We start from the raw sequence: 22302 nt of genomic DNA, 5'->3' as shown, positions 1-22302 counted from the left end.
GGAAAGGCTGCCATAAGAGGCGAGAAGATAGTTATAATCGTTATGGATTCTAACTATATGATGGCTTCCATGGGCAGCGTTGTGGGCGAAAAGATAACACGAGCTATCGAATATGCCACCGCAAATAAGCTCCCTGTTATCGCATTCACAGCCTCAGGCGGAGCAAGAATGCAGGAGGGCATAGTTTCCCTTATGCAAATGGCGAAAACAAGCGGTGCTGTGGCCAGACATAACCAAGCAGGTCTGCTTTATATCGCAGTTATGACCGACCCTACCACGGGCGGTGTAACAGCTTCCTTTGCGTCACTGGGCGATATCATAATCGCAGAGCCAAAGGTGCTTATCGGATTTGCAGGCAGACGTGTTATAGAGGGTACTATCAAGCAGAAGCTTCCTGACGATTTCCAGTCTGCCGAGTTCATGCTTGAAAACGGCTTTGTTGATATGATAGTTGAGCGAAAGAAAATGAGAAGAGTTCTCGCTCATATACTCAGACTTCATAAGCCAGCAAAGGAGGTGTCCTCAAATGAGTGAGCTGACAGCTTGTCAAAGACTTGATATAATCAGACACAAGGGCAGACCAACTGCCAAGGACTATATTCCTCTTATATTCGACGATTTCTTTGAGATGCACGGAGACAGACTTTTTGGTGATGATGGTGCTGTCATGGGCGGCATAGCCTATTTTAAGGGCATACCTGTTACAGTTATCGCAGAGGTAAAGGGCAGAGATCTTGCAGAAAATCAGAAGTGCAATTTCGGTATGCCACACCCAGAGGGCTACAGAAAGGCTCTCAGGCTTGCAAGGCAGGCCGAGAAGTTCCATAGACCTGTTATATGCCTTGTGGATACAGCAGGCGCATTCTGCGGCGTAGAAGCCGAGAAGCGTGGTCAGGGCGAAGCGATAGCCAAAAACATCATGGAGTTCATGACCCTCAAGACACCTGTTATCTCCATAATACTCGGAGAAGGCGGTTCGGGAGGAGCGCTGGCTCTTGCAGTGTGCGATGAGCTTGCAATGCTTGAAAACGCTATCTATTCGGTAATATCACCGAGAGGCTTTGCAAGTATCCTGTGGAAGGATTCCACAAGAGAGCGTGAAGCCTGCGATATAATGAAGATAACCGCCGAGGATCTTACAAGACTTGGGGTGTGCGACCATATAATTTCCGAAGCCGACGGCGGCGCACATAACGACCCACAGCTCACTGCGGAGAATATCTCTGACTATATCGAGGGAGCTTTGAAAAGAAAATTGCAAAAAGGTCTTGACGAATTGCTTGAGGGGCGGTATAATAAGTTTAGGACTGTGGGCGAGTTTGAGGAAAGTTCGCAGGAATGAGTTTTTTTGATGATCATGCCGAATGATTTGCCGACTTATGAGCGGCGGCGGCTGACATAAATGCTGCGCTGAGCGGCAGACCCAGTAAAGTACAGAATGGAGGTAAAGTAATGGTATTTGATAAGATCAAGGACATTATCGTAGAGCAGCTCGACGTTGAAGAGGACGCAGTAACTATGGAGGCTTCTATCACAGATGATCTCGGCGCTGACTCACTGGACGTAGTTGACCTTGTAATGAGCATCGAGGAGAGCTTTGATGTAGAGATCCCTGATGAAGAGGTCGAGAACATCAAGACTGTTGGCGATATCGTTAAGTATATCGAGAACAAGGTCGAGGAATAATCTTTGACTGTTTCAAAAAGCTGTGCTTTTGCACGGCTTTTTTTATTTTACCTGATTTGTGGAATGTGCACAAAATGGGAGTATATTTATTAAAGGGTATAGACAAATGAGGGCTGTTGTGATATAATTAAATCAATGAGTAAATATTGGGGCTAAGCTCCGGAAAGGAAAAATGATGCTGCATGAAAAATCCTGCGGTGCTATCGTTTACAGAAAGTATCACGGAAACACCGAGATACTGCTGATAAAGCATATCAACAGCGGTCACTGGTCATTCCCAAAGGGTCACGTTGAGGGCAATGAAACAGAGGAAGAAACTGCCAAGCGCGAGATCATGGAGGAAACGGGGATAGACGTAAATCTCGATACAACGTTTCGGGAGATAGTGTCTTATTCACCAAGGAAGGACACGCAGAAGATCGTTGTCTACTTTATCGGCAAAGCAAAGAACACCGACTATACTCCTCAGGAAGAGGAGATCGCAGACATACGCTGGGTCGAGATTGGCAGGGCAGGACAGGTCCTGTCTTACGAAAACGACCGCAGTATTGTAAACAAGGCGAAGAAATTTATAATCTGAAAAGAGTTCCATAAAATGCGTTCAGGAGTTGAACGGTGTTTTATGGAACTTTTTGCTGTCTGTATACACATTAATAATGTGGACCCCCAAAAGTTAGTTCAGGTAGGAAAACGGGCGAACACTGTTCGCCCCTACAGTGGATATTATACAAAATTCATGTGGTCAATTTGTGCAAACAAATGATTTATGATTTAATTTGGCAATAATCCATTAATTGTTGCATTTTTTATGCAACAAAAAGAGCATTTTTCAGGGATAAGTAGAAGGCGTCTTAGATACTTGCGGGCACGTACAAGCCCTGTGACTTAGTGAATACGATGAGAGATTCTGGAACAGGCTGTAGAGTACTTGTATCAGGACGTGGGCGTGCATTGTGATATTTTGTGTATACAAAACCTAGGGCATAATACCCAGTGTCATACTCCGAATGCAACTTGAAAATTGAATAAAAAAGGCTAAAACCCACGGCAACAAAATCGTAGGGGCGAACACCGTTCGCCCGCTTGTTTTGTCGTTTCTCTCACTATATCATTTGCATTATCCGCACAAAAAAACAGGAACGAACAAAGTCCGTCCCTGTCTGCGTTTCAATTATGTAAGCGATGTGAAATCATATCTCGCTGTCATTATAGCACTCGAACACCTTTTCAGCATGAGCCTTGTCAGCGTCGCTCTGCCTTGTGATAAGGCTAACGATAGGTACAAGAACAAGTCCGAAAAGCATTGCAAATGCGCCTGCGTTGATAGGCGAGGCAAGGTTTATGCCCCAAAGTGTTCCTGTGTGACCTGCAAGGGTGTAGTATGCCATGTGTATCACTGTTATGCCTACTCCTGCGATAAAGCTTGCCATGCAAGCTGCCTTTGTTACGCCCTTCCAGAAAAGTCCGTACATGAACGGTGCAAGAAATGCTCCTGCAAGTGCGCCCCATGAGATAGACATGAGAGTTGAAATTACTGTCTGTGGATTTTCAAGGGTGATTATTGCAAGCACAACTGAGATGATAAGAAATACGGCAATGAAAATTCTCATTGTGATAAGCTGTTTTTTCTCGTCCATTTTTTCTTTCATTATAGGCTTGATAAGGTCGATAGTCAAAGTGGAGCTTGATGTAAGCACCAGTGATGAAAGTGTTGACATTGAAGCCGAAAGCACAAGAACGATAACAAGTCCGAAGAGCAGTGAAGGAAGCTTTTCCATCATAGTCGGAACTATTCCGTCAAAACCGCCCTCAGGAAGTCCGTCAGCGCTCTTGACAAAAAGTCTGCCGAAGCCACCAAGGAAGTAACAGCCGCCTGCTACCACTACTGCAAAGAATGTGGATACGATGGTGCCTGTTTTGATAGCCTTGTCGTCTTTTATTGCGTAGAATTTCTGCACCATTTGTGGAAGTCCCCATGTGCCGAGAGAGGTAAGAATAACAACGCCTGCAAGGTTTATAGGGTCAGGGCCGAATAGTGACGAATATGCACCCTTGTCGCCATTTGCGTCAGAAATATCACCAAGCAGGTCAAAAGAATTTCCAAGGCCGCCGTTTTCGCCAAGCACTGCAAGAACTACCGCCGCAATGCCCACAAGCATTACTATTCCCTGAATAAAATCGTTCAGTGCTGTAGCCTTGTAGCCACCCATGATAACATACACCGCAGTGAAAACTGCCATGCCGATTATACAATATTTGTAAGGGATACCAAAGCCCTTCTCAAAAAGTCTTGACAAGCCGTTGTAGACCGAAGCCGTATAAGGGATAAGGAATACGAACACGATAAGTGCCGAAACTATCTTCAAAGGCTTGCTGTTGTATCTCTTTTCAAAATACTCAGGCATGGTCTTTGCCTCAAGGTGTTTTGACATTATCCTTGTACGTCTGCCCAAAACTTTCCATGCAAGCCATGAGCCTATGACAGCGTTTCCAATTCCTACCCATGTGGAAGCCACACCGTAATTCCAACCGAATTTTCCTGCGTAGCCTACAAAAATTACTGCCGAGAAGTACGAAGTTCCATATGCGAAGGCTGTAAACCATGCTCCAAGACCTCTTCCTCCCAGTACAAAATCATTGACGCTTGCCGATTTTCTGCGGTAATAAACACCTATGCCTATCATAAGTGCAAGGTATAATACCAATACTATCCACCTTGCTGTCAATCCAATACACTCCTTTTACTTCATGTGTCGCTTTAAAGCTTTTATGCTTTTGCGTTTTTACTTGCTAAAGTACAATGATACTATTATAGTACAAAGCGGAGTATTTGTCAATACGAAACGGCATAAAAAAGCCACCGCAAAGGGAAATTTTGCGGCAGCTTTTTTGGTGAAAATCACGAAGTTTACCTGTGTAAAACATCATCGTTCATCGTGACGGTCGCTTTCGCCTGCGGTGATACAAAGGCACATTGTCACAACACCCACAAAACCGCCTACCAGCGTTCCTGCAAAAAATTCAAGCATAAAAACACCTCCTGCGGATAGTGTGGGCATTTCTTGACAGCGTTATTCAGCGGTATGGTCACATGAGGGCGTAGTTTCCGTTTATATCCTTGACATGGCGAAGCTCAACATAAGCCGAGCGGTAAAAACCGAAGGTTCGGGATAGGTCAAGAAAGCGGTAAAAATCATTGTATGGTCGGTCGGAAAGATAGAAAACAATGATGTGCTTTTTGTGTTCCCCCTGACGAACGCTTGTTATCTTCATTGGATAGCCGAACTTGTCAGCCAATTTTTGAAGCTCTTCCGCCATGCGCACGAACTTTTCTTCCTCGGATTTTATTTTGGCTTTTTGTGCGGAAGAAAGATTTTTGTAGCGTTTATAACCTTTTTCAGCCGCCCAAAAGGGGCAGTCCTCAAATTTCTGAAAGAAAACGCACTGCTTTTCACCGCATTTGTGGTTTCTGTAAATGCTTTTTGTAACATAGCCTTTGTGCAGGTCGCAGTGACAGAAGCCTATAAGCTTGCGCCTTTGAACATAAACATAATCTCCCGAAACAAGCTTTGCGCCTTTAAGCTCATCGTCTTCACGTTGCGAAACGGCTTTTTCCTTTTTAGGAATGTAATTCATGTTGAAACTATTGATATACTTGTCCCAGTAGTTGTCATCACTTTGCTGCATAATGCTTGCACCTTTCACCTTTTTAAAGTATTATACCATACTAAAACAAATTTGTGGTAACATTTTTTGGACAGATGAAGAATTATACTGCGATCATTATGATAAGAGCCATCACAGCGAGAAAAGCGATATTTGCGGCAGTGAAATATGCGAAATATCTGCCTTTGATATGGGGGTGGCTGCGGCATATCTGCTTGTAGGATATAAGGCTTGCCATGGAGGCGATAAGAGTGCCAAGACCGCCTATGTTCGTTCCTATTATAAGTGCGTTCAGCTTGTTGGTGAAGCCTGAAAGGAGTATAGCGCATGGAACGCTGCTTATTATCTGACTTGCGACAACGGCAATAAAAAGCTCGTGACCGTTTATTATGCTGCTGAGTACACTGCGGAAAAAATCTACTCTGCCCATATTTCCGATAAAGATGAAAAATCCGCAGAATGTAAGAAGCAGTGAGTAATCAACTGTTTTAAGCACGTTTCTGTCAGCAATGGCAGAGAAAGCAAGTGCGCAGAGGGTTGTTATCTGCCATGGGATAAGCCTTGCAACTGTAAGCAGGCAAAGGACAAAAAGCAGTACGTATCCTGAAAGCTTTGTCTTGTCTTTAGTCGAATATGTATCGAAGTTTTCAGCAGTTATATCTGTCTTGACAGACAGCTTTCCTGACTTTTTACACACTGCAAGCGTCCACAGAAAAAGCATCGCTCCTGCCACAATAGTAAAGGGAAGCATAAGTACAAGAAAATCTTCCAGCTTCATATCTGATACACCAAAAAGGTATAGATTCTGAGGATTGCCTATAGGCGTGAGCATACTGCCAAGATTTGCGGCAATGGTCTGCAGAACGACAATGGGTATGAGAAGCTTGTTGCCTGCTTCACCGAGAGTTGAGAGGGCGGTGAGAGTGAGGGGAACAAAGGTCAGAAGTGAAACGTCATTTGTTATGAACATACTTGAAAAGAAGCAAAGCCCCACAAGCACTATGGAAAGCTGAAATGCGGTATTGACTTTGCTTATGATAAATTTTGCACTGCGTTCAAAAATGCCAAGACCTTTGCAGCCCTCGGTCACTGTCATAAGAGAGAACAGAAGTCCAAGTGTTCGGAAGTCGATATAACTTGCATATGCTTTGTCAGGTGTGATGAAAAATGCAGATATAACAGCTAAGAGCATTGCCACTATCAGGACGGTTTCTTTTTTAGCGAAGGCGATCGCTTTGTTTATGTTTTTCATTTTATCATTTCCTGTCGTTTATTCATATGATAAAATTATATCATGAAAATGATATTATTACAAGATTTTGAGCTGTTTTAAGAAAAAAACTTGACAAGTTTAAATAACCATGTTATAATAACGATGTTATTATAACATGGTTATTTTCAGGCAGGTGCAAAATGAGAACGGAAACAGCAGGAGTTACAGAAACTCTTATAGAGAGTGCAAAAAAAGAATTTCTTGAACACGGCTTTCAAAATTCAAATCTTCGCAGGATCTCTTCTGAGAGCGGAGTAAGTACGGGGTCTATATATACACGCTTTGGGGACAAGGCTGGACTTTTTTCGGCGGTGGTAAAGCCGGCTGCAGACGGACTTATGGAGTTGTATCTTGAAAGCATAACCGCTGCAAGGGAGAGCGGCACCCTGCGGAGGCGACAAGTCAGGGCAATGAGGGAACTGAGCTTGTGCTGAAATATATTTATGAAAACTTTGACGTTTTCAAGCTTATCTTCTGCCACTCGGCAGGAACGGAGTATGAGTATTATTTTGACGAGCTTGCTGAGATAGAGGAAAAGTATTACAGGGGGTTTGTAAAGCAGTTTTCAAGGCGTGAAAACATGGTGAGCGGCTTCTTTATACACGTTATCTGCCGAACAGGCTGGTCTTATATTTACGAGGTGGTATCTCATGATCTTTCTTATGATGAGGCGCAGATCTTTATGAAAAGCATAAGAGAGTTCTGCTTCGCAGGCTGGGGGAAAGTTCTGGGGCAGAATTATGAGGATCTGGGCTTGTAGGGTCTTGGTGTTGTTCGGGTTTTTAGTAGAACTTTGAGCAGGGAGCGGGACTTCGCATTTCTGCAAAGCAGAAATTGCGCCGCTCCCCTACAGAAAAGATGTCAAAATCATTTGACTTTTTTAACATTTTCAGCAACCCCTTATAGGGTGTTGCTTTTTAAATAGTAATAAGTTAGGTAAGCCTAACTTTATAAACAAACAGGAGGTATTGTTGTGAAAAAGAAAGAGAAAAAGAAAAGTTCCTTTGCAGTTCTTATGCACTATGCAGGCGGACATAAGTATTATTCCTACGCTTCTGCTGTTCTTGCTGTAATAAGTGCATGGATAGCACTGATACCGTTTTATGATGTTTGGCGCATCATAAAAGAGATACTCAGGGTAAGACCTGATTTTTCAAAGGCGGAGAACATAAGCCGATACGGCTGGGAGGCTGTGGGCTTTGCACTTCTTGGAATGGTGTTTTATATCGCTGCGCTCATGTGTTCTCACAAGGCGGCATTCAGGGTGCAGGCTAACATGAGGGTGAGCATGATGAAGCATATTATGAAGCTTCCACTTGGTTATGTTGAAGCTGAGGGAACAGGAAAGATAAGAAAGATAGTTATGGATTCAAGTGCGTCAACGGAAACCTATCTTGCCCACAATTTCCCTGACAAGGCTGTTTCAATGGCGACCCCTGTGGGTCTGCTTGTTATGATGTTCATATTCGACTGGCGGCTTGGACTTATTAGCCTTATCCCTGCGTTCATCGCATTTGTGCTTATGGGCACGCTTATGATGGGTCCTAAAATGGCGGAGGATATGAAGCAGTATCAGAATGCACTTGAAAAAATGTCCTCTGAGGCGGTGGAGTATGTTCGTGGAATACCTGTTGTAAAAACCTTTGGTCAGACGATATTTTCTTTCAAGCGTTTCAAGCTTGCTATTGACGAATATGAAAAGTGGACTCTTGGATACACAAAGAACATGATGCTTCCGATGATATGCTTCACTACTGCGGCAAACGGCATTTTTGCGGCGCTTATAATTGCGGCTTTCAAACTCACTTCCCATGGAGTTACGGACGAGTTTGTTCTTAATCTTTTCTTTTATGTGATAATAACTTCTATTCTTACTGTAACGCTTATGAAGATAGCATATGCAGGAGAGTCACAGATGTTGGTGGACGACGCTGTGAACAGAATGTATTCTATTCTTGAAACTGAGCCGCTTGCTGAGACAAAGAGCGGTGAAACTCCAAAGGACTCATCTATCCAGCTTGACAATGCGGTGTTTGCTTATGACAATGCAGAGAGCAACGCTGTTGACGGAATAACGATGAACATAAAGGCAGGAGAGCATATTGCGGTAGTAGGTCCTTCAGGAGGAGGAAAGACCACCCTTTGTTCGCTTATCGCACGTTTCTGGGACGTAAAGAGCGGCTCTATAAAGATAGGAGGGGCAGACGTGAGAAACATTCCGTCAGAGGAGCTTATGAAGTATGTTTCATATGTTTTCCAGGACAGCAAGCTTCTTAAAATGAGTATTCTCGACAACGTGCGAATGGGCAGACCTGACGCCACGGACGAGGAAGTTATGCAGGCGCTTCGTGACGCACAGTGCATGGATATAATCGAGAAGTTCCCTGAGGGTGTTGATACTATGATCGGCTCAAAGGGCATATACGTTTCGGGGGGCGAGTGTCAGAGGCTTTCTATTGCAAGGGCGTTTTTGAAAAATGCGCCTGTGCTTATACTTGATGAGGCGACGGCTTTTGCCGACCCTGACAACGAGAGGTCTGTTCAGCAGGCTTTTGAGAGGCTTTCAAAAGACAAGACAGTTATAATGATAGCACACAGGCTTTCAACGGTAACAAATGCAGACCGCATTTACGTTCTTTCTGAGGGCAGGATAGCAGAGAGCGGAAAGCATGAGGAGCTTATAGAGCAGGGCGGGATCTACAGCCGTATGTGGAACGAATACAACAGGTCTGTAAGTTGGCAGGTCAGAAAGGCAGGGGTTTGATTATGAGCTTCACGGAAAAATTAAAACACAAATATGCCCTTTCAGACAAGGGTGCAAAAGGCATGATAAGGGCTTTTATTGCTGTTACGCTTGCTAACCTTGTGCTTATGCTCCCTGTGGGGCTTTTATATGTGCTTTCCTCATATCTTCTTGAGGGAGAGCTTCCAAGAGATAAGTTCTGGCTTTTTATGGGGGCGATAGTGGGAGTGCTTTTGCTTATTGCCCTTACAACGCTGTTTCAGTATAAGTCCACGTTTTACTCTACATATGTTGAAAGCGGTGTAAGACGAAGGACGCTTGCGGAAAAGCTCAGGAAGATACCCCTTTCATACTTTGGCAAGAAAGACCTTGCCGACCTTACAAACACTATCATGACGGACTGTGCAATGATAGAAACAGGCTCTTCGCATTGGATACCTGAGCTTGTGGGCGGTATCGTCTCCACTACTATCATTGTTATAAGCTTGTTTTTCTTTGACTGGAGAATGGCTCTTGCTTCAGTTTGGGTAATGCCGGTAGCATTTATGATAGTTATATCTTCAAAGAAGGTTATGTCAAGGATACACGAAAAGACGATGAAATATCGTATAGATTGCATTGACGGCATTCAGGAGGGGCTTGAAACTCTCCGTGACCTGCGTTCATACAACATGACAGAGAAATACTCTGAGGGGCTTGAAAAGAAGATAAAGGCTGTGGAAAAGCACGCTATCGTGGCAGAGTTTGCAAATGCGGTGTTCGTATGCTCAGCGCAGATGATATTAAAGCTCGGTATTGGAACTGTGGCTGTTGTGGGAAGCTCGCTTCTTGTAAAGGGTGAGATAACGGTGCTGACGTTCTTTATGTTCCTGCTGGTGGTAACAAGAATGTATGAGCCACTTCAGATAGCGCTTCAGAATTTGGCTGCTATAATAAGCCTAGACGCAAACTGCAAGCGTATGGACGAGATACTCTCGCACGAGGAGCAGTCGGGCAGTGATAAGCTTGACAACAAGGGTTATGATATCACATTCGACCATGTTGCTTTCTCATACAAGAGCGAAGAGCAGGTGCTTTCCGATGTAAGCTTCACTGCAAAGCAGGGGGAGATAACAGCGCTTATCGGTCCGTCTGGCGGAGGAAAGACCACTGTTGCAAGGCTTGCGGCAAGATTTTGGGATAATGACAAGGGTAAGATAACTGTTGGCGGAATGAATGTTGCAGACGTTGACCCTGAGAAGCTTTTGTCACTTTACTCTATCGTTTTCCAAGATGTAACGCTGTTTAACAACACTGTTATGGAGAATATCAGGATAGGCAGAAAGGACGCAACGGACGAGGAGGTTATGGCGGCGGCAAGGCTTGCACACTGCGAGGACTTTGTTGAGAAGATGCCTGACAAGTGGAACAGCATGATAGGAGAGAACGGCTCGGAGCTTTCGGGTGGTGAAAGACAGCGTATATCCATAGCGAGGGCATTTCTAAAGGACGCTCCTATCATTCTTATGGACGAGGCTACGGCTTCTCTGGACGTTGACAACGAGTCGCTTATACAGGAGTCTATTGCAAAGCTTATACAGAACAAGACTGTGCTTATAATAGCACACAGAATGAGAACTGTTGACGGTGTGGACAAGATAGTTGTGCTTAAAGACGGCAAGGTGGCTGAGACAGGCTCGCCTGAGGCGCTTAAAAAGACCAACGGTATCTACAAGCACATGGTTGAGATGCAGATTTGCTCGGAGAAATGGAAATACTGATATGAATAGAAACCACCGCTGGGAGGAAAACTCTCGGCGGTGGTTTTGGTTTGTTTGCGTATTATTTTGCGGAGATGTTTCCGCTTTCTGATTTTTTGATAAGACCTGCGGTGAGAGCTTTTTTCAGGGTGTAGCTTATTACGCTCTCCGTTATGCCCACAGCTCTTGTGTAGCCGAATTTCTTGGCTGTTTCTCTTACGAGGTCGGTTTCTGAAAGGCTTATCTGCTGGCAAAGCACTTCTTTCACGGCGTTTATTATCTCCTCGGAGGGGATATCCTCCATGCTTCGCTTGTTGGTATCGTCGCTTGTACGATAGATAGAATAGCTTTCAGGGGATTGCCCCTCTTTCCAAAGGAAAACTCTGTTTTCATCGGCTGTGGCAAATGGTGAAACGCCTTGTGCGGCATCGGCAAAGACGCTTTCCACTCTTGAGCCGCTTCGTGTTATGCCCCATGCGGTGAAAACTTTTCTCATGAAAAGCTTCTCGCTTATTGGTGCTTCGACAGCGATTATCTTTTCGGCTGTTTCCCTTATTTTCTGCTTGTTTTCGGGTTTATAAAAGTCATCAGATGTACCCATTATGCCAATATCTGCGGTCACATAGGGCTGTGCAAAGGCTGATGTGAGGGCGGAAGCTTCTTCTCTTTCAAACTGCGATGTGGAATAGACGGCAGGCTTTGAGGGGGGAGCGGTTTCGGCTTCATGCTTTGGTGCGCTGTCTATGGCGGCTTTTATGTTTCCCAGAACTCGGTCCTTATCGTCAAACCAATCGAGCGTCCACACTCTCAGGATATTCCAGCCAAGACCGTTAAGCACGCTTGGCTGTAGGATAAATCTATCCTGTGCGGTTGAGCTGTGGAGAGTGTTTTCGCCGTCAAGGAGTATTCCCAAGAGATACTCCTTTTCGTTGTCAGGGTCGATTATGCCGATATCAACTTTGAACTCGGAGCTTCCGATGTTGCATTTCACCCCATAGCCAAGCTCTTTTATGGCTTTTGCGATACACTCTGTTACCGTGCTGTCGCTTGTGCTTTTTGTGGTGCTGTGGGCTGTTACGGCAAGCTTTCCACGCTCGGCAAACTCCAGGAAGCCTTTAAGTCCTGCAACGCCCTCGGAACGTGTTCTTGAAAGGTCTATCTGCTCAGGACGGAGGACAGAGTAGACTATCATGGCTTTTCTTGCACGGGATATTGCTACATTAAGTCTTCGCCAGCCGCCGTCACGGTTGAGAGGGCCGAAGTTCATTGAAACCTGTCCCTTTTCGTCAGGACCATAGCCGACGGAGAAGAGTATAACGTCACGTTCGTCGCCCTGAACGTTTTCAAGGTTTTTAATGAAGACCGGCTCTGGTGACTTTCTGTCAAGTTCTTCAAGCTCAGGGTGGTTTGCCCACTCTTCACAGAGCATATCGTCAATGAGATTTTGCTGAACGGAGCTGAATGTTACAACACCTATGCTGTCATTGCGGAGCTTTTCATCGCTCATTCGTCTTATTATCTCGTCAACAACGGCTCTTGCTTCCGCCTTGTTCTGCTTTGTTCTGCCCTTGTCATAGTGACCCTCGGGGTGGATAATGCTCACCTTTGAAATGAGGTCGTTATGGGACGGGAATGTGAGAAGCTTATTGTCATAGTATTTCATGTTGCTGTAGGCAATAAGGCTCTCGTGGCGTGAACGATAATGCCATTTGAGATACTGCTGCGGCATGGAGATAGCAAGGCAATCGTCAAGGAGGCTTTCAAGGTCTTCTTTTTCGCTGTTTTCTTCGTCTATCCGATTTGAGGAGAAGAAGTTTGTTGGTGGGAGCTGTTTAGGGTCGCCCACAATAACAACGTTCTCGCCCCTTGCGATAGTGCCTGCGGCTTCGGCTGTTGGCAGCTGTGAAGCTTCGTCAAAGATAACAAGGTCGAATTTCGGGAATGACGGGTCTATATACTGTGCAACTGATATGGGGCTCATGAGCATACAAGGGCAGAGCTTGCGGAGAAGATTTGGTATTTTATCGAAAAGGCTTCTAAGTGACATCATTCTGCCGTTGCTCTTTATGGCACGTTTGAGTATGCCCATTTCAGAGGTGGAAGCGCAGGCTGAGCCTTGGGCAGGTATTTTTGCGGAAAGACGAGCCAAAAGCTCCTGTATAGTCAGGCGTGAGAATTTATCGAGAGTGTCTTTGAACTGTGTGATAAGGTCGTTTGCACTGTTACTGCTGAACTGGCTAAGACGTTTATCGCTGTTTATTATCATAAGTGCAAGCTGATAGTTTAGCGTGCAGGAGAATGCTTTTTCTACGTTTTCGCTGTCAACATTGCCTGTGCGGTAGCTTTCGCTGACACCTGAAAGTCCGTTGTCTGAAAGCTCTTTGTCAACGCTGTTGAACTGGGCGGCGTATCTAAGCTTATCGGCGTTTTCGGCATAGGTATTAAGCTTTTCTGCAGATAAGCCAAGCCAATCTGCACTTGCTTCTATGGCGGTCATGTTGGCTGAGAAGTTGTCCTCAAAGGCTGAAAGCTTTTCAAGGAACGAGGAGAGAGCCTGTCCTTCAGAAGTGCAGTTTGCTTTTCCGATAGTCTGAGCCATTTGTGCAAGGTCAGCACCCGCTTTCTGCTTAATGGCATTCATAATGCTGTCGGTTTTTGAAACGGCTTTTTCAAGGACATTCCAATCGGTCTGCTCGTTCATGTAAATACCTGTGAGAAGCGCTGTTACATCTGACGGCAGGCTTCGCAGGAAGTCTTTCTTTTCGCTTATGGTGCAAAGCTTATCGAGAATTTCACCAAGGTTTGCTTTTGTAACGGAAGCAGGGTCTTTGGCGTGGAGCTTTATTCCCTTTGTGAGCTTTCCAAGCTTTATGGCTTTTGGCAAAAACCAGCTTTGCTCTGCCTGCTTATAGAGCATTTTCGATTCTGACGCAGGAAGGTCAAAAATGCTTTTTTCAAAATGGCTGAGGATATCGGTGCAGAGAGCGGTATACTCTTTTCCTATGGCAAGAGTATCTTTGATCTTTTGCAGGGTGATATCATAGTGAGGTGCGCAGAGAAGTCCGTCAAGAAGTTCACCGTCAGCAGTGGAAGCTTTGTATATGTGGGAAAGCATTTTTACTGCTGTCTTGTCAAGGTCGCCGCTGTAGCTATAAGCCTGTGCGAGAGTTTGTGCGCACTGAGAGGAAGCGGTGGCTTTTTGGGCAAGGTCGGCGGCTTCGGTGTGGAACTTGTCACGCTGTTCCATAGAATATGATGTAATGCCGATATCTTTAAGTGGGAAGTTGGCAAAGTCGCCTGTTTCGGCTATGGCTATTGAATATCTATGCACAAGGTTGCTGAAGCGGTCGAGAGTTTCTTTTGCCAGGTTTGCGAAGATATCTTTTGAAACTGATATTTTGTCTTTTTCGGATATACTGCGCTCATAGGCTGATATAGCTTCATAAAGGGTCACACCACAGTTACGCTTTTCGTGAAGTGCGGTTATGGTATCGTTGAGCTGGGCTTTCTGAGCTTTGAGCCTTGCGGCTTCGGCTGAATACTCCTCGGGAGATTTTATTTTGCCCACTTCAAGGGCTTTGTCAAGCTCTGCAAGGACAGTGGTCTTGTTTGTTTTATTTGAGTGGAGTTCAAGGCAGAACGGGTCAAGCCCTAGGTTTGCAAGACGTTTCTGCACCACGTTGAGGGCTGCCATTTTTTCTGCGACGAACAGCACGCTTTTATCATTATAGAGGGCGTTTGCTATCATATTTGTGATAGTCTGAGATTTTCCTGTTCCCGGAGGACCATGAAGAACAAAGCTTTGTCCGCTTCCTGCTGCGGCAATGGCGGCAAGCTGTGAGGAGTCTGCACTCATTGGCACTGCCATGTTTTCAAGGTCAAGGTCGGAATCAATATTCTCAGGGGTTATGCTTATATCCTCGGGGGCATAGGTGAGAGAGCCAGCCATAAGGCTGGACACCACCTTGTTTTGGCTTATCTCCTCTGAGCGGTTGCGAAGGTCGTTCCACATTACGAACTGGCTGAACGAGAACAGACCGATAAAGGCATATTCCTCGATGTTCCAACGCTTTTTGCCCATAACCGCCTGACGGATAGTATTGAAAACAAGTGGCAGGTCTATGCCGTGTTCGTCAAGTGGGAGAGGGTCAAGACCTGTGATACTTATGCCGTGGTCTTGGCGGAGATATTCAAGAAGCGTGACGTTTATTTGAGTTTCTTCCTGTCTGCTCCTTATTATATAGCCCTTATTGCGTGTGTTGCGGACGATGTCTATAGGGATAAGCACCAAAGGGGCATAGCGTGGCTTTTCGGAAAGGTCGCTTTCATACCAGCGGAGAAGTCCCAGAGCGAGGAAAAGGGTGTTGCTGCCGTTTTCCTCCATGCTTACTTTTGCGGAGCGGTAGAGGCTTTTAAGGGCGGAGTCAAGGTCGGCTTCATTAAGGAACGTTCTTATGCGGTTGTTTTTGAACTCGTTCTCGGCGATATTTGTCACAAGGTCCTTTTCGTTCTCGATAGCGAATATTTTTGCGTCACGAGTGGAAACTGTCCACTCGGTAGGTATTTCCATGATACGGAAGTCACTTCCGCTTGCAAGCTCGTCCTCAAGCTTTCCAAGGTCGGCGGTCATAAGCTGCATGGTGTTCTTTGTGACACGGAAGTTCAAAAGAGAATTTCGCAGGCTGAAATCAAGAAGCTTTCTTTCCCATATGCGCATTTTTGTGACGGGTTTATCGTTGCCCTCTGCCACTTTGCCAAGAAGCGAGCTGTTAAGCTCGGAGGGGGCGAGCATCTCTTTTGGCTTGTCGGATTCTTCTGCAAGCTGCAGACCTGAATAGGTTTGCTCGGGACGCAGTGGGATAGGTCTTATGCCACTTCCACGGGTGCGGATAATGTCTATGACGCATTGAAATTCCATGTTGCTTATATGGTCTTTGCCGTGTTTCATGGCATGGTCGAAACGCTCGACATCGTGAACGTTGCTGTCAACAAAGTCTGTACACTCCACAAGGAGCATTTCTTCGGCATTTTCTGCAATGCGCTTTTCAATGGCGGAAACATCGTCAACGCAACAATCTGCGAAAGTTTCGTTTTCAAGCCAACAGCCGCAGAATGCGTGACCTGTCATGAAAAACAGCAGAGGGTGAAGTCCCACCGCTTCAAGGCAGGCGGCATAAAGCACTGCAAGGTCAAGACAAGTGCCCATTTTTTGCTCCAAGACCTTATGCGGCAGGCGTATCCTCTGACCTATGACTTCATAGCTTGCAGGGGGATCGTTGTAGACTATTTTCTGCTGAACAAGGGCGGCAAAAATTGCTGCCATTTGAAGCTTCACGTTGTTTGGGTTGTTGGTCTGATAGCCTGTGAAAGAGGGGTCGCCTTTCCACTTTTTCAGGAACGTGGAAGCGTCATGAATGACTGGGGAGAGCGCAGGGTGATTTGGCGTAACAAATGCGGCTATCATCTCAGGCATTATGTTCAAACCGCTCCACTGATCGCAGGCGAGAAGCTCTATAGTGTTCTGATAGGTGAAGATATTTTCACCCTTTTGAAGCACCTCAATGGTGATATTGCCCACCATTTTTTCTGTAAGAGAGAAAAGAAGATCTGTGTTGGTAGATATTCTCACAGGGGATATCTCGGCAGAACTTTTTGCGGGGATAGAGCCGATATAATATGTAAATTCCTTTGCAAACTCAGGCTCAAAGGTTATTTTAAGGCTGATATTCTCAAGGACTTCCTCTGAGTTGTTATTTACTACAAGGCTTCTTATGACAGGGACATAGTTTTGCTGCATGGCAAAGTTTATAGATGCGTTTATGTGTCCGCCGACAGTGACGATATTATCCACTTTTACCCCTCCGACAATAATTTTTTTAATAAGGAACACCGAACAAGAAGCGTGCGGTGCAGTCATATATACTCATTATAGCACAAATAAACACATTGTGCAATATTTTTCCTTAGGACAGGATATGTTATATAAAAAGTAAACCCATTGTTCATAGTATCTTTATTGAATAGGTGGGAGGGTTGTGCTATAATACACTTTGAAATTCAATAGAAAATTTGGAAAGGTGAAAGCTATGGAAAGAATACTTGATTGGAACAAATATCTTGATACTGCGGCGAAAATGGTTTCTGAGGGAATCGTTATGCTCAAAAATGAAAATAATGCTCTGCCACTTGATACAGACAAAGAGGTGGCTGTTTTCGGACGCATACAGTTTCATTATTATAAAAGTGGAACAGGCTCGGGAGGAATGGTGAACGTTACTAAGGTAGTGAACATTCTGGACGGGCTTATTGATAATGGCGTAAAGGTCAATGAGAAACTTCTTGACACATACAGAAAATGGGACAAGGAAAACCCATTCGACTTAGGCGAGGGCTGGGGCGGAGAGCCTTGGTCGCAGAAAGAGATGCCACTTGACGAGGGGCTTGTCAAAGAAACTGCAAAAAGCTGTGAAACTGCCATTGTGATAATAGGCAGGACGGCAGGCGAGGAGCAGGACAACAGGCTGGAGGCAGGCTCTTATTTGCTAAGCGATGACGAGATAGCTATGCTCACGGTGGTGAGGGAGAATTACAAAAAAGTTGTTTTGCTTCTTAACGTGGGAAATATCATTGATATGACCGACATAAACAGAATTGCCCCTGACGCTGTGCTTTATGTTTGGCAGGGGGGAATGACAGGCGGAAAGGGTACGGCAGACGTTTTGACAGGAAAGGTCAGCCCAAGCGGAAAGCTTCCTGACACTATCGCATACAAGGTGTCGGACTACCCTTCGGACGCTAATTTCGGCAGGGAGGAAAACAGGGATATTTACGCTGAGGATATTTATGTGGGATATCGCTATTTTGAGACTTTTGCTAAAGAAAAGGTGCTTTATCCGTTCGGATTTGGTCTTTCATACACTGCGTTTGAGATAAAGACGGAAAAGGCTGAGATAACAGAGGGGGCTGTGAAGCTTTCTGTATCGGTGAAAAATATCGGTTCTTACAAGGGCAAAGAGGTAATAGAGGTCTACTGCGAAGCTCCGCAGGGAAGGCTCGGCAAGGCGGCTAGAGTGCTTTGCGGCTTTGAAAAGACCAGGGAGCTTGTACCGCAGGAAGAGCAGGTGGTTGAGATAGCAGTGGATATCGCAAAGCTTGCTTCTTATGACGATTCGGGTGTGACGGGCAACAAGTCATGCTATGTGCTTGAAGCAGGGGAATATAAATTCTATGTGGGCAGTGACGTGAGAAGTGCTGAATATGCTTGCAGTTTTGAGCAGGGTGAGGATCTGGTAACAGAAAGGCTCACTCAGTCGCTTGCTCCTGTGGAGAGTTTTGAGAGGATAAAGCCTGTTTGCGAGGGCGGAGCTTTCAGCATTGGCAGAGAGGCTGTGCCTGTATCTGAGGTAGACGAAAGTGCAAGGCGTTTGGAGAAGCTTCCGAAAGAGATAGCATACACTGGTGACAAGGGCATAAAGCTTTGGGACGTTAAGAACGGCAAGAACACAATGGACGAATTTATTGCACAGTTTTCAGACTATGACCTTTCCTGCATTATAAGGGGCGAGGGCATGGGAAGCCCTAGGGTCACGGCTGGTACGGCATCGGCGTTCGGGGGAGTGTCGGAAAATCTCAATGGCTTTGGCATACCTGCTGGCTGCTGTTCGGACGGTCCGTCGGGCATGAGACTTGACTGCGGCACAAAGGCTTTCAGCCTGCCGAACGGTACTATGATAGCTTCTTCGTTCAACAAGGAGCTTACAAGTGAGCTTTTCACTTTTATGGGGCTTGAAATGGCGGCTAACAAGGTGGATTGTCTGCTTGGCCCTGGAATGAACATTCACAGACACCCTTTGAACGGCAGAAACTTTGAGTATTTCTCGGAAGATCCTTTTCTTACGGGCAAAATGGCGGCGGCTGAGTTAAAGGGCATGGCTGGTGCAGGGGTGACAGGTACGATAAAGCACTTCTGTGCGAACAATCGTGAGACAAACAGGCATTTTATCGACTCGGTGGTATCGGAAAGAGCACTCAGGGAGATATATCTAAAGGGTTTTGAGATAGCGGTAAAAGAGGGAGGAGCTTCCTCTGTTATGACCACATATGGCATAGTAAACGGCTTGTGGACGGCAGGAAACTTTGACCTTAACACAGTGATACTTCGTGAGGAATGGGGCTTCAAGGGCTTCACCATGACGGACTGGTGGGCGAACATAAACGTTCGTGGAAAAGAGCCTGACAAGACGGATCTTGCAGCTATGGCTAGGGCGCAGAACGATGTTTACATGGTTTGTCCTGACGGAGAAAAGAATGACGACAACACGCTTGTTGCCCTTGAAAATGGCGGTATAGAGAGGTGTGAGCTTCAGAGAAATGCGGCGAACATATGCGGATTTCTTCTTCACACTAATGCTCTTAAGCGTGCGGAGGGTATAGGAGATACTGTCAAGGTGATAAACCGAGAGGACGAGGAGCAGGAGGACGACAAGCCTGTACAGTTTTATAAGGTAGACCGTGACATAACTCTTGACCTTAGTGATGTTGACACAAAGAAAGGCACTTCTTATAGCTTTGCTCTTGACCTGTCAAACTTCGGTATTTACAGGGTGATAGTTACGGCAAGTTCTACGCAGAGTGAGCTTGCGCAGATACCTATGACGCTGTTCAGCATGGGAACTGCGGTGGGTACGTTCACGTTCAACGGCACTGGCGGCAAGGCTGTTTCAATGGAAAAGGAAACGCCTATGTTCTCACGCTTCACAACTTTCAGGATATACTTTGCGCAGAATGGGCTTGACCTGCACAGTATCAGGTTTGAGCTGACGGACAAGGAACGTTGATTTAAGGCTGGCGTTATGTTTTGTGCAAGTGAATAAACAGCAAGATCGGTCAGTAGATCCAAAATGGGATTACTGGCCGATCTTTTTGTGGTATTTGTGGGTGATCTGGGCATGAAAAAAGGACTATCAAACGATAGTCCTGAAACTGGTTGCGGGAGACCGCAACATATTTTTCCCACGATACTTTTCAAATTTTTATATTTTTTTCAAAGATAGAAAAAAACAGCCGCCTCAGATTGTTCCGAGACGGCTGAACTACTATCTGATATACTTTCTCCGACCGCAACGTATCTTCTGAACAATACGTTGCGCATGCCTCCAATCTTTTTCCGATATCAACGGCTCATAATCACCCTGATATAAATGCCCCTTAAAGCTATAATAGCCGATGTAAACAGGGCGTGTTACTATTTTCTTTATCGACTCAGCGTTAAATGAACTTCCTCGTCGCCCATGATGTCCCATTGCGTTGACTATCTCAGCTACAGGTAGATAGGACTGATACTCAATGAACTTTTGGAAAATTAACCGAACAACTTCTGCCTCTGTTTCATTGATAGTAAGACTATCCTTTCCGTCTAGGTTATAGCCTAAAACGTCAGAGCAAGTCCGCTTCCCCTGTGAAGCTCTTTCAGCTAAAGCAAACGAAACTCTTTCAGCCGTCAATTCTCTCTCCATTTGGGCGAAAACACCAAGTACGCCCATCATAGCACGCCCTGTCGGTGTAGATGTGTCGAAACCCTCTGTGCAACTTATTATGCTGACGTTACGCTTTTGCAGTTTAGCCCATGTATCGTACAAATCTGCAACGGACCTTGTGAAACGACTCAACGCCCATATCAGTATGATATCAAATTCACTGTTATACGCCGCTTCAAGCATAGCTTGACACGCTGGGCGGTGTGTAATATCTTTTGCGCTTATGCCCTCGTCGGCATACACATTGTATACCTCATAACCTCTTGTGGCACACCATTCTGTTAGTGTCTTTCGCTGAGCAGAGAGGGAATACCCCTCTCGTGCTTGGTCCAGCGTTGACACCCTTATATAGACCGCCGCTTTCATAGCGCAAGCAAGCCGTCTATTTCGGCAATTCTTTTGAGAAGCTTTTCACGCTCTGCTTTTAAGCTTTCCACGTCTATATCAGATACGAGCTTAACGCCCTCATGGTCCTTTATCTTACTGTAAATTGTTTCAGGCACACCCTTAACACGAACGATTGTACCCTCATCAGCTGATATCCTGGGATTTTTGGCAGAGCCGCCCGAAGTGGCAAAGCCACCGTTTATAAGCATTGCATTGTCAGAGAAAATAACTTCTCTATCACGATAGAGTCTTTTCAGAACAACGATTGAGCCAACTCTGATTTCTCCGTCCTCGTAGCCCTCTGTATAAGTGTCGAGGTCAAGATCTACTGTGACAGTGCTGACCGCACCAAGCTCTCCACACTCTCCGTAGCATTCAATAAGCAACGCCTTGACGGCTTCCTTGTTCTCCTCTGGGAAGACCCAGCAAGGGGCATTCCACTTGCCCTGTATCTGCTTTGCCCCTGCGACAAAGCTTTTGTTGTACGGACTGTTGACCTTGATTTTCTCGTTTTCAACTGTAACTTTCATGTTATTTACCTCCTTGAATTATCTTAACACCAGGTACGCTACTGCAAGTATCAATCCGCCAAGCTTGAGCAGCTCTTTGCAAAGTTTGAAAATATCATTTTTCATATTGACACCCTTTCGTTTTTGTGGTATAATTCAAGCAGTTGGGAGAGCGGTCAACTCTCCTTTCTGCCGAATTTACTTATTTAAGTAAATCTTTTATGATCAAGATGTAGCCAATCAAGCCGATTATCTCGATCATTAGCTTGTTAAGTTGTTGGACCAGCTTAACAAGCTTTTTTATTTTCTTGTCCAATTTAACCGCCCCCTTTCGTTCTTTTCTGATATTATTATATTATATCTGTACCAATATATCAATAGACAAACTCAACAAAGTTGTACCAATATATTTGTATAAAATGTATATTGTTACAAATATATAAAAGTGGTATAATATCTTAAAAGGTGGTGAATTTATGGCATATACAAAAGCAAGCAACAAAGCGGTACAAAAATATAGTGCCAAAACATATGACCAAATAAAAGTGCTGGTTAAAAAGGGTGAACGTGAAGAAATAAAAAATTATGCAGAAAGCCAGGGCATGAGCTTGAACGGATACATCAATAAATTAATAAAAGATGATATGAAAACAGCCGACAAGGAATAACCCCTGTCGGCTGTCTTACTGTCTACTTTATCTTCTTTGTAATCTCATCGCCAAGCCGTTTGATGAAGTTCACGCCTGCAATGCCGTTCTCGCTG

At 45.1% G+C, this 22302-nt stretch carries 17 protein-coding genes; 10 read left to right on the top strand and 7 right to left on the bottom strand.

Annotated features, from left to right (window positions below):
* The 4 genes from QVO88_RS08825 to QVO88_RS08810 all read left to right on the top strand — a co-directional run.
* Positions 1-534: acetyl-CoA carboxylase carboxyltransferase subunit beta (locus QVO88_RS08825; protein ID WP_288177939.1), on the top strand; the 534-nt coding region annotated here is incomplete at its 5' end.
* Positions 527-1342 carry an acetyl-CoA carboxylase carboxyltransferase subunit alpha gene (locus QVO88_RS08820; RefSeq protein ID WP_022288122.1) on the top strand — a complete coding sequence of 272 codons (816 nt, stop codon included), beginning with the start codon at positions 527-529 and terminating at the stop codon, positions 1340-1342. The genes QVO88_RS08825 and QVO88_RS08820, both read left to right, overlap by 8 nt.
* Before the next feature lie 110 nt (positions 1343-1452).
* On the top strand, positions 1453-1686 hold the full coding sequence (locus QVO88_RS08815) for an acyl carrier protein (protein WP_022288121.1): 234 nt from the start codon (positions 1453-1455) through the stop codon (positions 1684-1686).
* Positions 1687-1861: 175 nt separating this feature from the next.
* Complete coding sequence (locus QVO88_RS08810) at positions 1862-2266, top strand: bis(5'-nucleosyl)-tetraphosphatase (protein WP_022288120.1); 405 nt, start codon at positions 1862-1864, stop codon at positions 2264-2266.
* 610 nt (positions 2267-2876) lie between these two features.
* On the opposite strand, the gene QVO88_RS08805 is transcribed toward QVO88_RS08810, so the two are convergent.
* From QVO88_RS08805 to QVO88_RS08790, 4 genes are all read right to left on the bottom strand, one after another.
* Positions 2877-4370, bottom strand: a complete 1494-nt coding sequence (locus QVO88_RS08805; protein ID WP_195551058.1) for a sodium:solute symporter — start codon at positions 4368-4370, stop codon at positions 2877-2879.
* A 240-nt stretch (positions 4371-4610) separates the two neighbouring features.
* Positions 4611-4715: a DUF3789 domain-containing protein gene (locus QVO88_RS08800; protein WP_022288118.1), complete on the bottom strand. Its 105-nt coding sequence runs from the start codon at positions 4713-4715 to the stop codon at positions 4611-4613.
* A gap of 58 nt (positions 4716-4773) precedes the next feature.
* On the bottom strand, positions 4774-5373 hold the full coding sequence (locus QVO88_RS08795; protein ID WP_022288117.1) for a hypothetical protein: 600 nt from the start codon (positions 5371-5373) through the stop codon (positions 4774-4776).
* 82 nt (positions 5374-5455) lie between these two features.
* The gene (locus QVO88_RS08790) at positions 5456-6604 is read right to left on the bottom strand and encodes an SLC13 family permease (RefSeq protein WP_022288116.1); all 1149 of its coding nucleotides are present in this window, start codon (positions 6602-6604) and stop codon (positions 5456-5458) included.
* Between the two features lie 161 nt (positions 6605-6765).
* Here QVO88_RS08790 and QVO88_RS08785 point away from each other — a divergent pair, with 161 nt between their 5' ends.
* The 4 genes from QVO88_RS08785 to QVO88_RS08770 all read left to right on the top strand — a co-directional run bounded on the left by QVO88_RS08785 (position 6766) and on the right by QVO88_RS08770 (position 11128).
* Positions 6766-7059 (top strand): TetR/AcrR family transcriptional regulator, encoded by a 294-nt coding sequence (locus tag QVO88_RS08785; RefSeq protein ID WP_022288115.1) that lies wholly within the window; start codon positions 6766-6768, stop codon positions 7057-7059.
* Positions 7053-7385: a hypothetical protein gene (locus tag QVO88_RS08780; RefSeq protein ID WP_022288114.1), complete on the top strand. Its 333-nt coding sequence runs from the start codon at positions 7053-7055 to the stop codon at positions 7383-7385. The genes QVO88_RS08785 and QVO88_RS08780 overlap by 7 nt, the downstream gene beginning before the upstream one ends.
* Before the next feature lie 255 nt (positions 7386-7640).
* Positions 7641-9389, top strand: coding sequence for an ABC transporter ATP-binding protein (locus tag QVO88_RS08775; protein WP_288177954.1), 1749 nt, complete (start codon positions 7641-7643; stop codon positions 9387-9389).
* A gap of 2 nt (positions 9390-9391) precedes the next feature.
* Complete coding sequence (locus QVO88_RS08770) at positions 9392-11128, top strand: ABC transporter ATP-binding protein (protein WP_022288112.1); 1737 nt, start codon at positions 9392-9394, stop codon at positions 11126-11128.
* A gap of 61 nt (positions 11129-11189) precedes the next feature.
* Here the strand turns inward: QVO88_RS08770 and QVO88_RS08765 are convergent, their stop codons facing one another.
* The gene (locus QVO88_RS08765; RefSeq protein ID WP_022288111.1) at positions 11190-16958 is read right to left on the bottom strand and encodes a DUF3320 domain-containing protein; all 5769 of its coding nucleotides are present in this window, start codon (positions 16956-16958) and stop codon (positions 11190-11192) included.
* A gap of 235 nt (positions 16959-17193) precedes the next feature.
* Here QVO88_RS08765 and QVO88_RS08760 point away from each other — a divergent pair, with 235 nt between their 5' ends.
* On the top strand, positions 17194-19944 hold the full coding sequence (locus QVO88_RS08760; protein WP_022288110.1) for a glycoside hydrolase family 3 C-terminal domain-containing protein: 2751 nt from the start codon (positions 17194-17196) through the stop codon (positions 19942-19944).
* A 258-nt stretch (positions 19945-20202) separates the two neighbouring features.
* Here QVO88_RS08760 and QVO88_RS08755 read toward each other — a convergent pair whose 3' ends face one another.
* Together QVO88_RS08755 and QVO88_RS08750 are read right to left on the bottom strand one after the other, a co-directional pair.
* Positions 20203-21009 (bottom strand): recombinase family protein, encoded by an 807-nt coding sequence (locus QVO88_RS08755; RefSeq protein WP_022288109.1) that lies wholly within the window; start codon positions 21007-21009, stop codon positions 20203-20205.
* Complete coding sequence (locus tag QVO88_RS08750) at positions 21006-21560, bottom strand: hypothetical protein (RefSeq protein WP_022288108.1); 555 nt, start codon at positions 21558-21560, stop codon at positions 21006-21008. The genes QVO88_RS08755 and QVO88_RS08750 overlap by 4 nt, the downstream gene beginning before the upstream one ends.
* A gap of 455 nt (positions 21561-22015) precedes the next feature.
* Between QVO88_RS08750 and QVO88_RS08745 the strand changes: the two genes are divergently transcribed.
* Positions 22016-22207, top strand: a complete 192-nt coding sequence (locus tag QVO88_RS08745) for a RepB family protein (RefSeq protein WP_022288107.1) — start codon at positions 22016-22018, stop codon at positions 22205-22207.
* Positions 22208-22302: the final 95 nt, after the last annotated feature.

It is taken from the genome of Ruminococcus sp. CAG:57 (genome assembly GCF_000435935.1).
GTDB classification, from domain to species: Bacteria; Bacillota; Clostridia; order Oscillospirales; family Ruminococcaceae; genus Hominimerdicola; species Hominimerdicola aceti.
Note: the sequence above shows the minus strand (reverse complement) of the source record. Positions and strands in the feature narration are given on the sequence as shown.

Bases quoted from the DNA above. Each gene is read 5' to 3' on its own strand.
- QVO88_RS08755 (WP_022288109.1), bottom strand. From the start codon at position 21,009: ATGAAAGCGGCGGTCTATATAAGGGTGTCAACGCTGGACCAAGCACGA.
- QVO88_RS08800 (WP_022288118.1), bottom strand. From the start codon at position 4,715: ATGCTTGAATTTTTTGCAGGAACGCTGGTAGGCGGTTTTGTGGGTGTT.
- QVO88_RS08810 (WP_022288120.1), top strand. From the start codon at position 1,862: ATGCTGCATGAAAAATCCTGCGGTGCTATCGTTTACAGAAAGTATCAC.
- QVO88_RS08750 (WP_022288108.1), bottom strand. From the start codon at position 21,560: ATGAAAGTTACAGTTGAAAACGAGAAAATCAAGGTCAACAGTCCGTAC.
- QVO88_RS08820 (WP_022288122.1), top strand. From the start codon at position 527: ATGAGTGAGCTGACAGCTTGTCAAAGACTTGATATAATCAGACACAAG.
- QVO88_RS08795 (WP_022288117.1), bottom strand. From the start codon at position 5,373: ATGCAGCAAAGTGATGACAACTACTGGGACAAGTATATCAATAGTTTC.
- QVO88_RS08770 (WP_022288112.1), top strand. From the start codon at position 9,392: ATGAGCTTCACGGAAAAATTAAAACACAAATATGCCCTTTCAGACAAG.
- QVO88_RS08785 (WP_022288115.1), top strand. From the start codon at position 6,766: ATGAGAACGGAAACAGCAGGAGTTACAGAAACTCTTATAGAGAGTGCA.
- QVO88_RS08805 (WP_195551058.1), bottom strand. From the start codon at position 4,370: ATGATAGGCATAGGTGTTTATTACCGCAGAAAATCGGCAAGCGTCAAT.
- QVO88_RS08815 (WP_022288121.1), top strand. From the start codon at position 1,453: ATGGTATTTGATAAGATCAAGGACATTATCGTAGAGCAGCTCGACGTT.
- QVO88_RS08760 (WP_022288110.1), top strand. From the start codon at position 17,194: ATGGAAAGAATACTTGATTGGAACAAATATCTTGATACTGCGGCGAAA.
- QVO88_RS08790 (WP_022288116.1), bottom strand. From the start codon at position 6,604: ATGAAAAACATAAACAAAGCGATCGCCTTCGCTAAAAAAGAAACCGTC.
- QVO88_RS08775 (WP_288177954.1), top strand. From the start codon at position 7,641: ATGCACTATGCAGGCGGACATAAGTATTATTCCTACGCTTCTGCTGTT.
- QVO88_RS08745 (WP_022288107.1), top strand. From the start codon at position 22,016: ATGGCATATACAAAAGCAAGCAACAAAGCGGTACAAAAATATAGTGCC.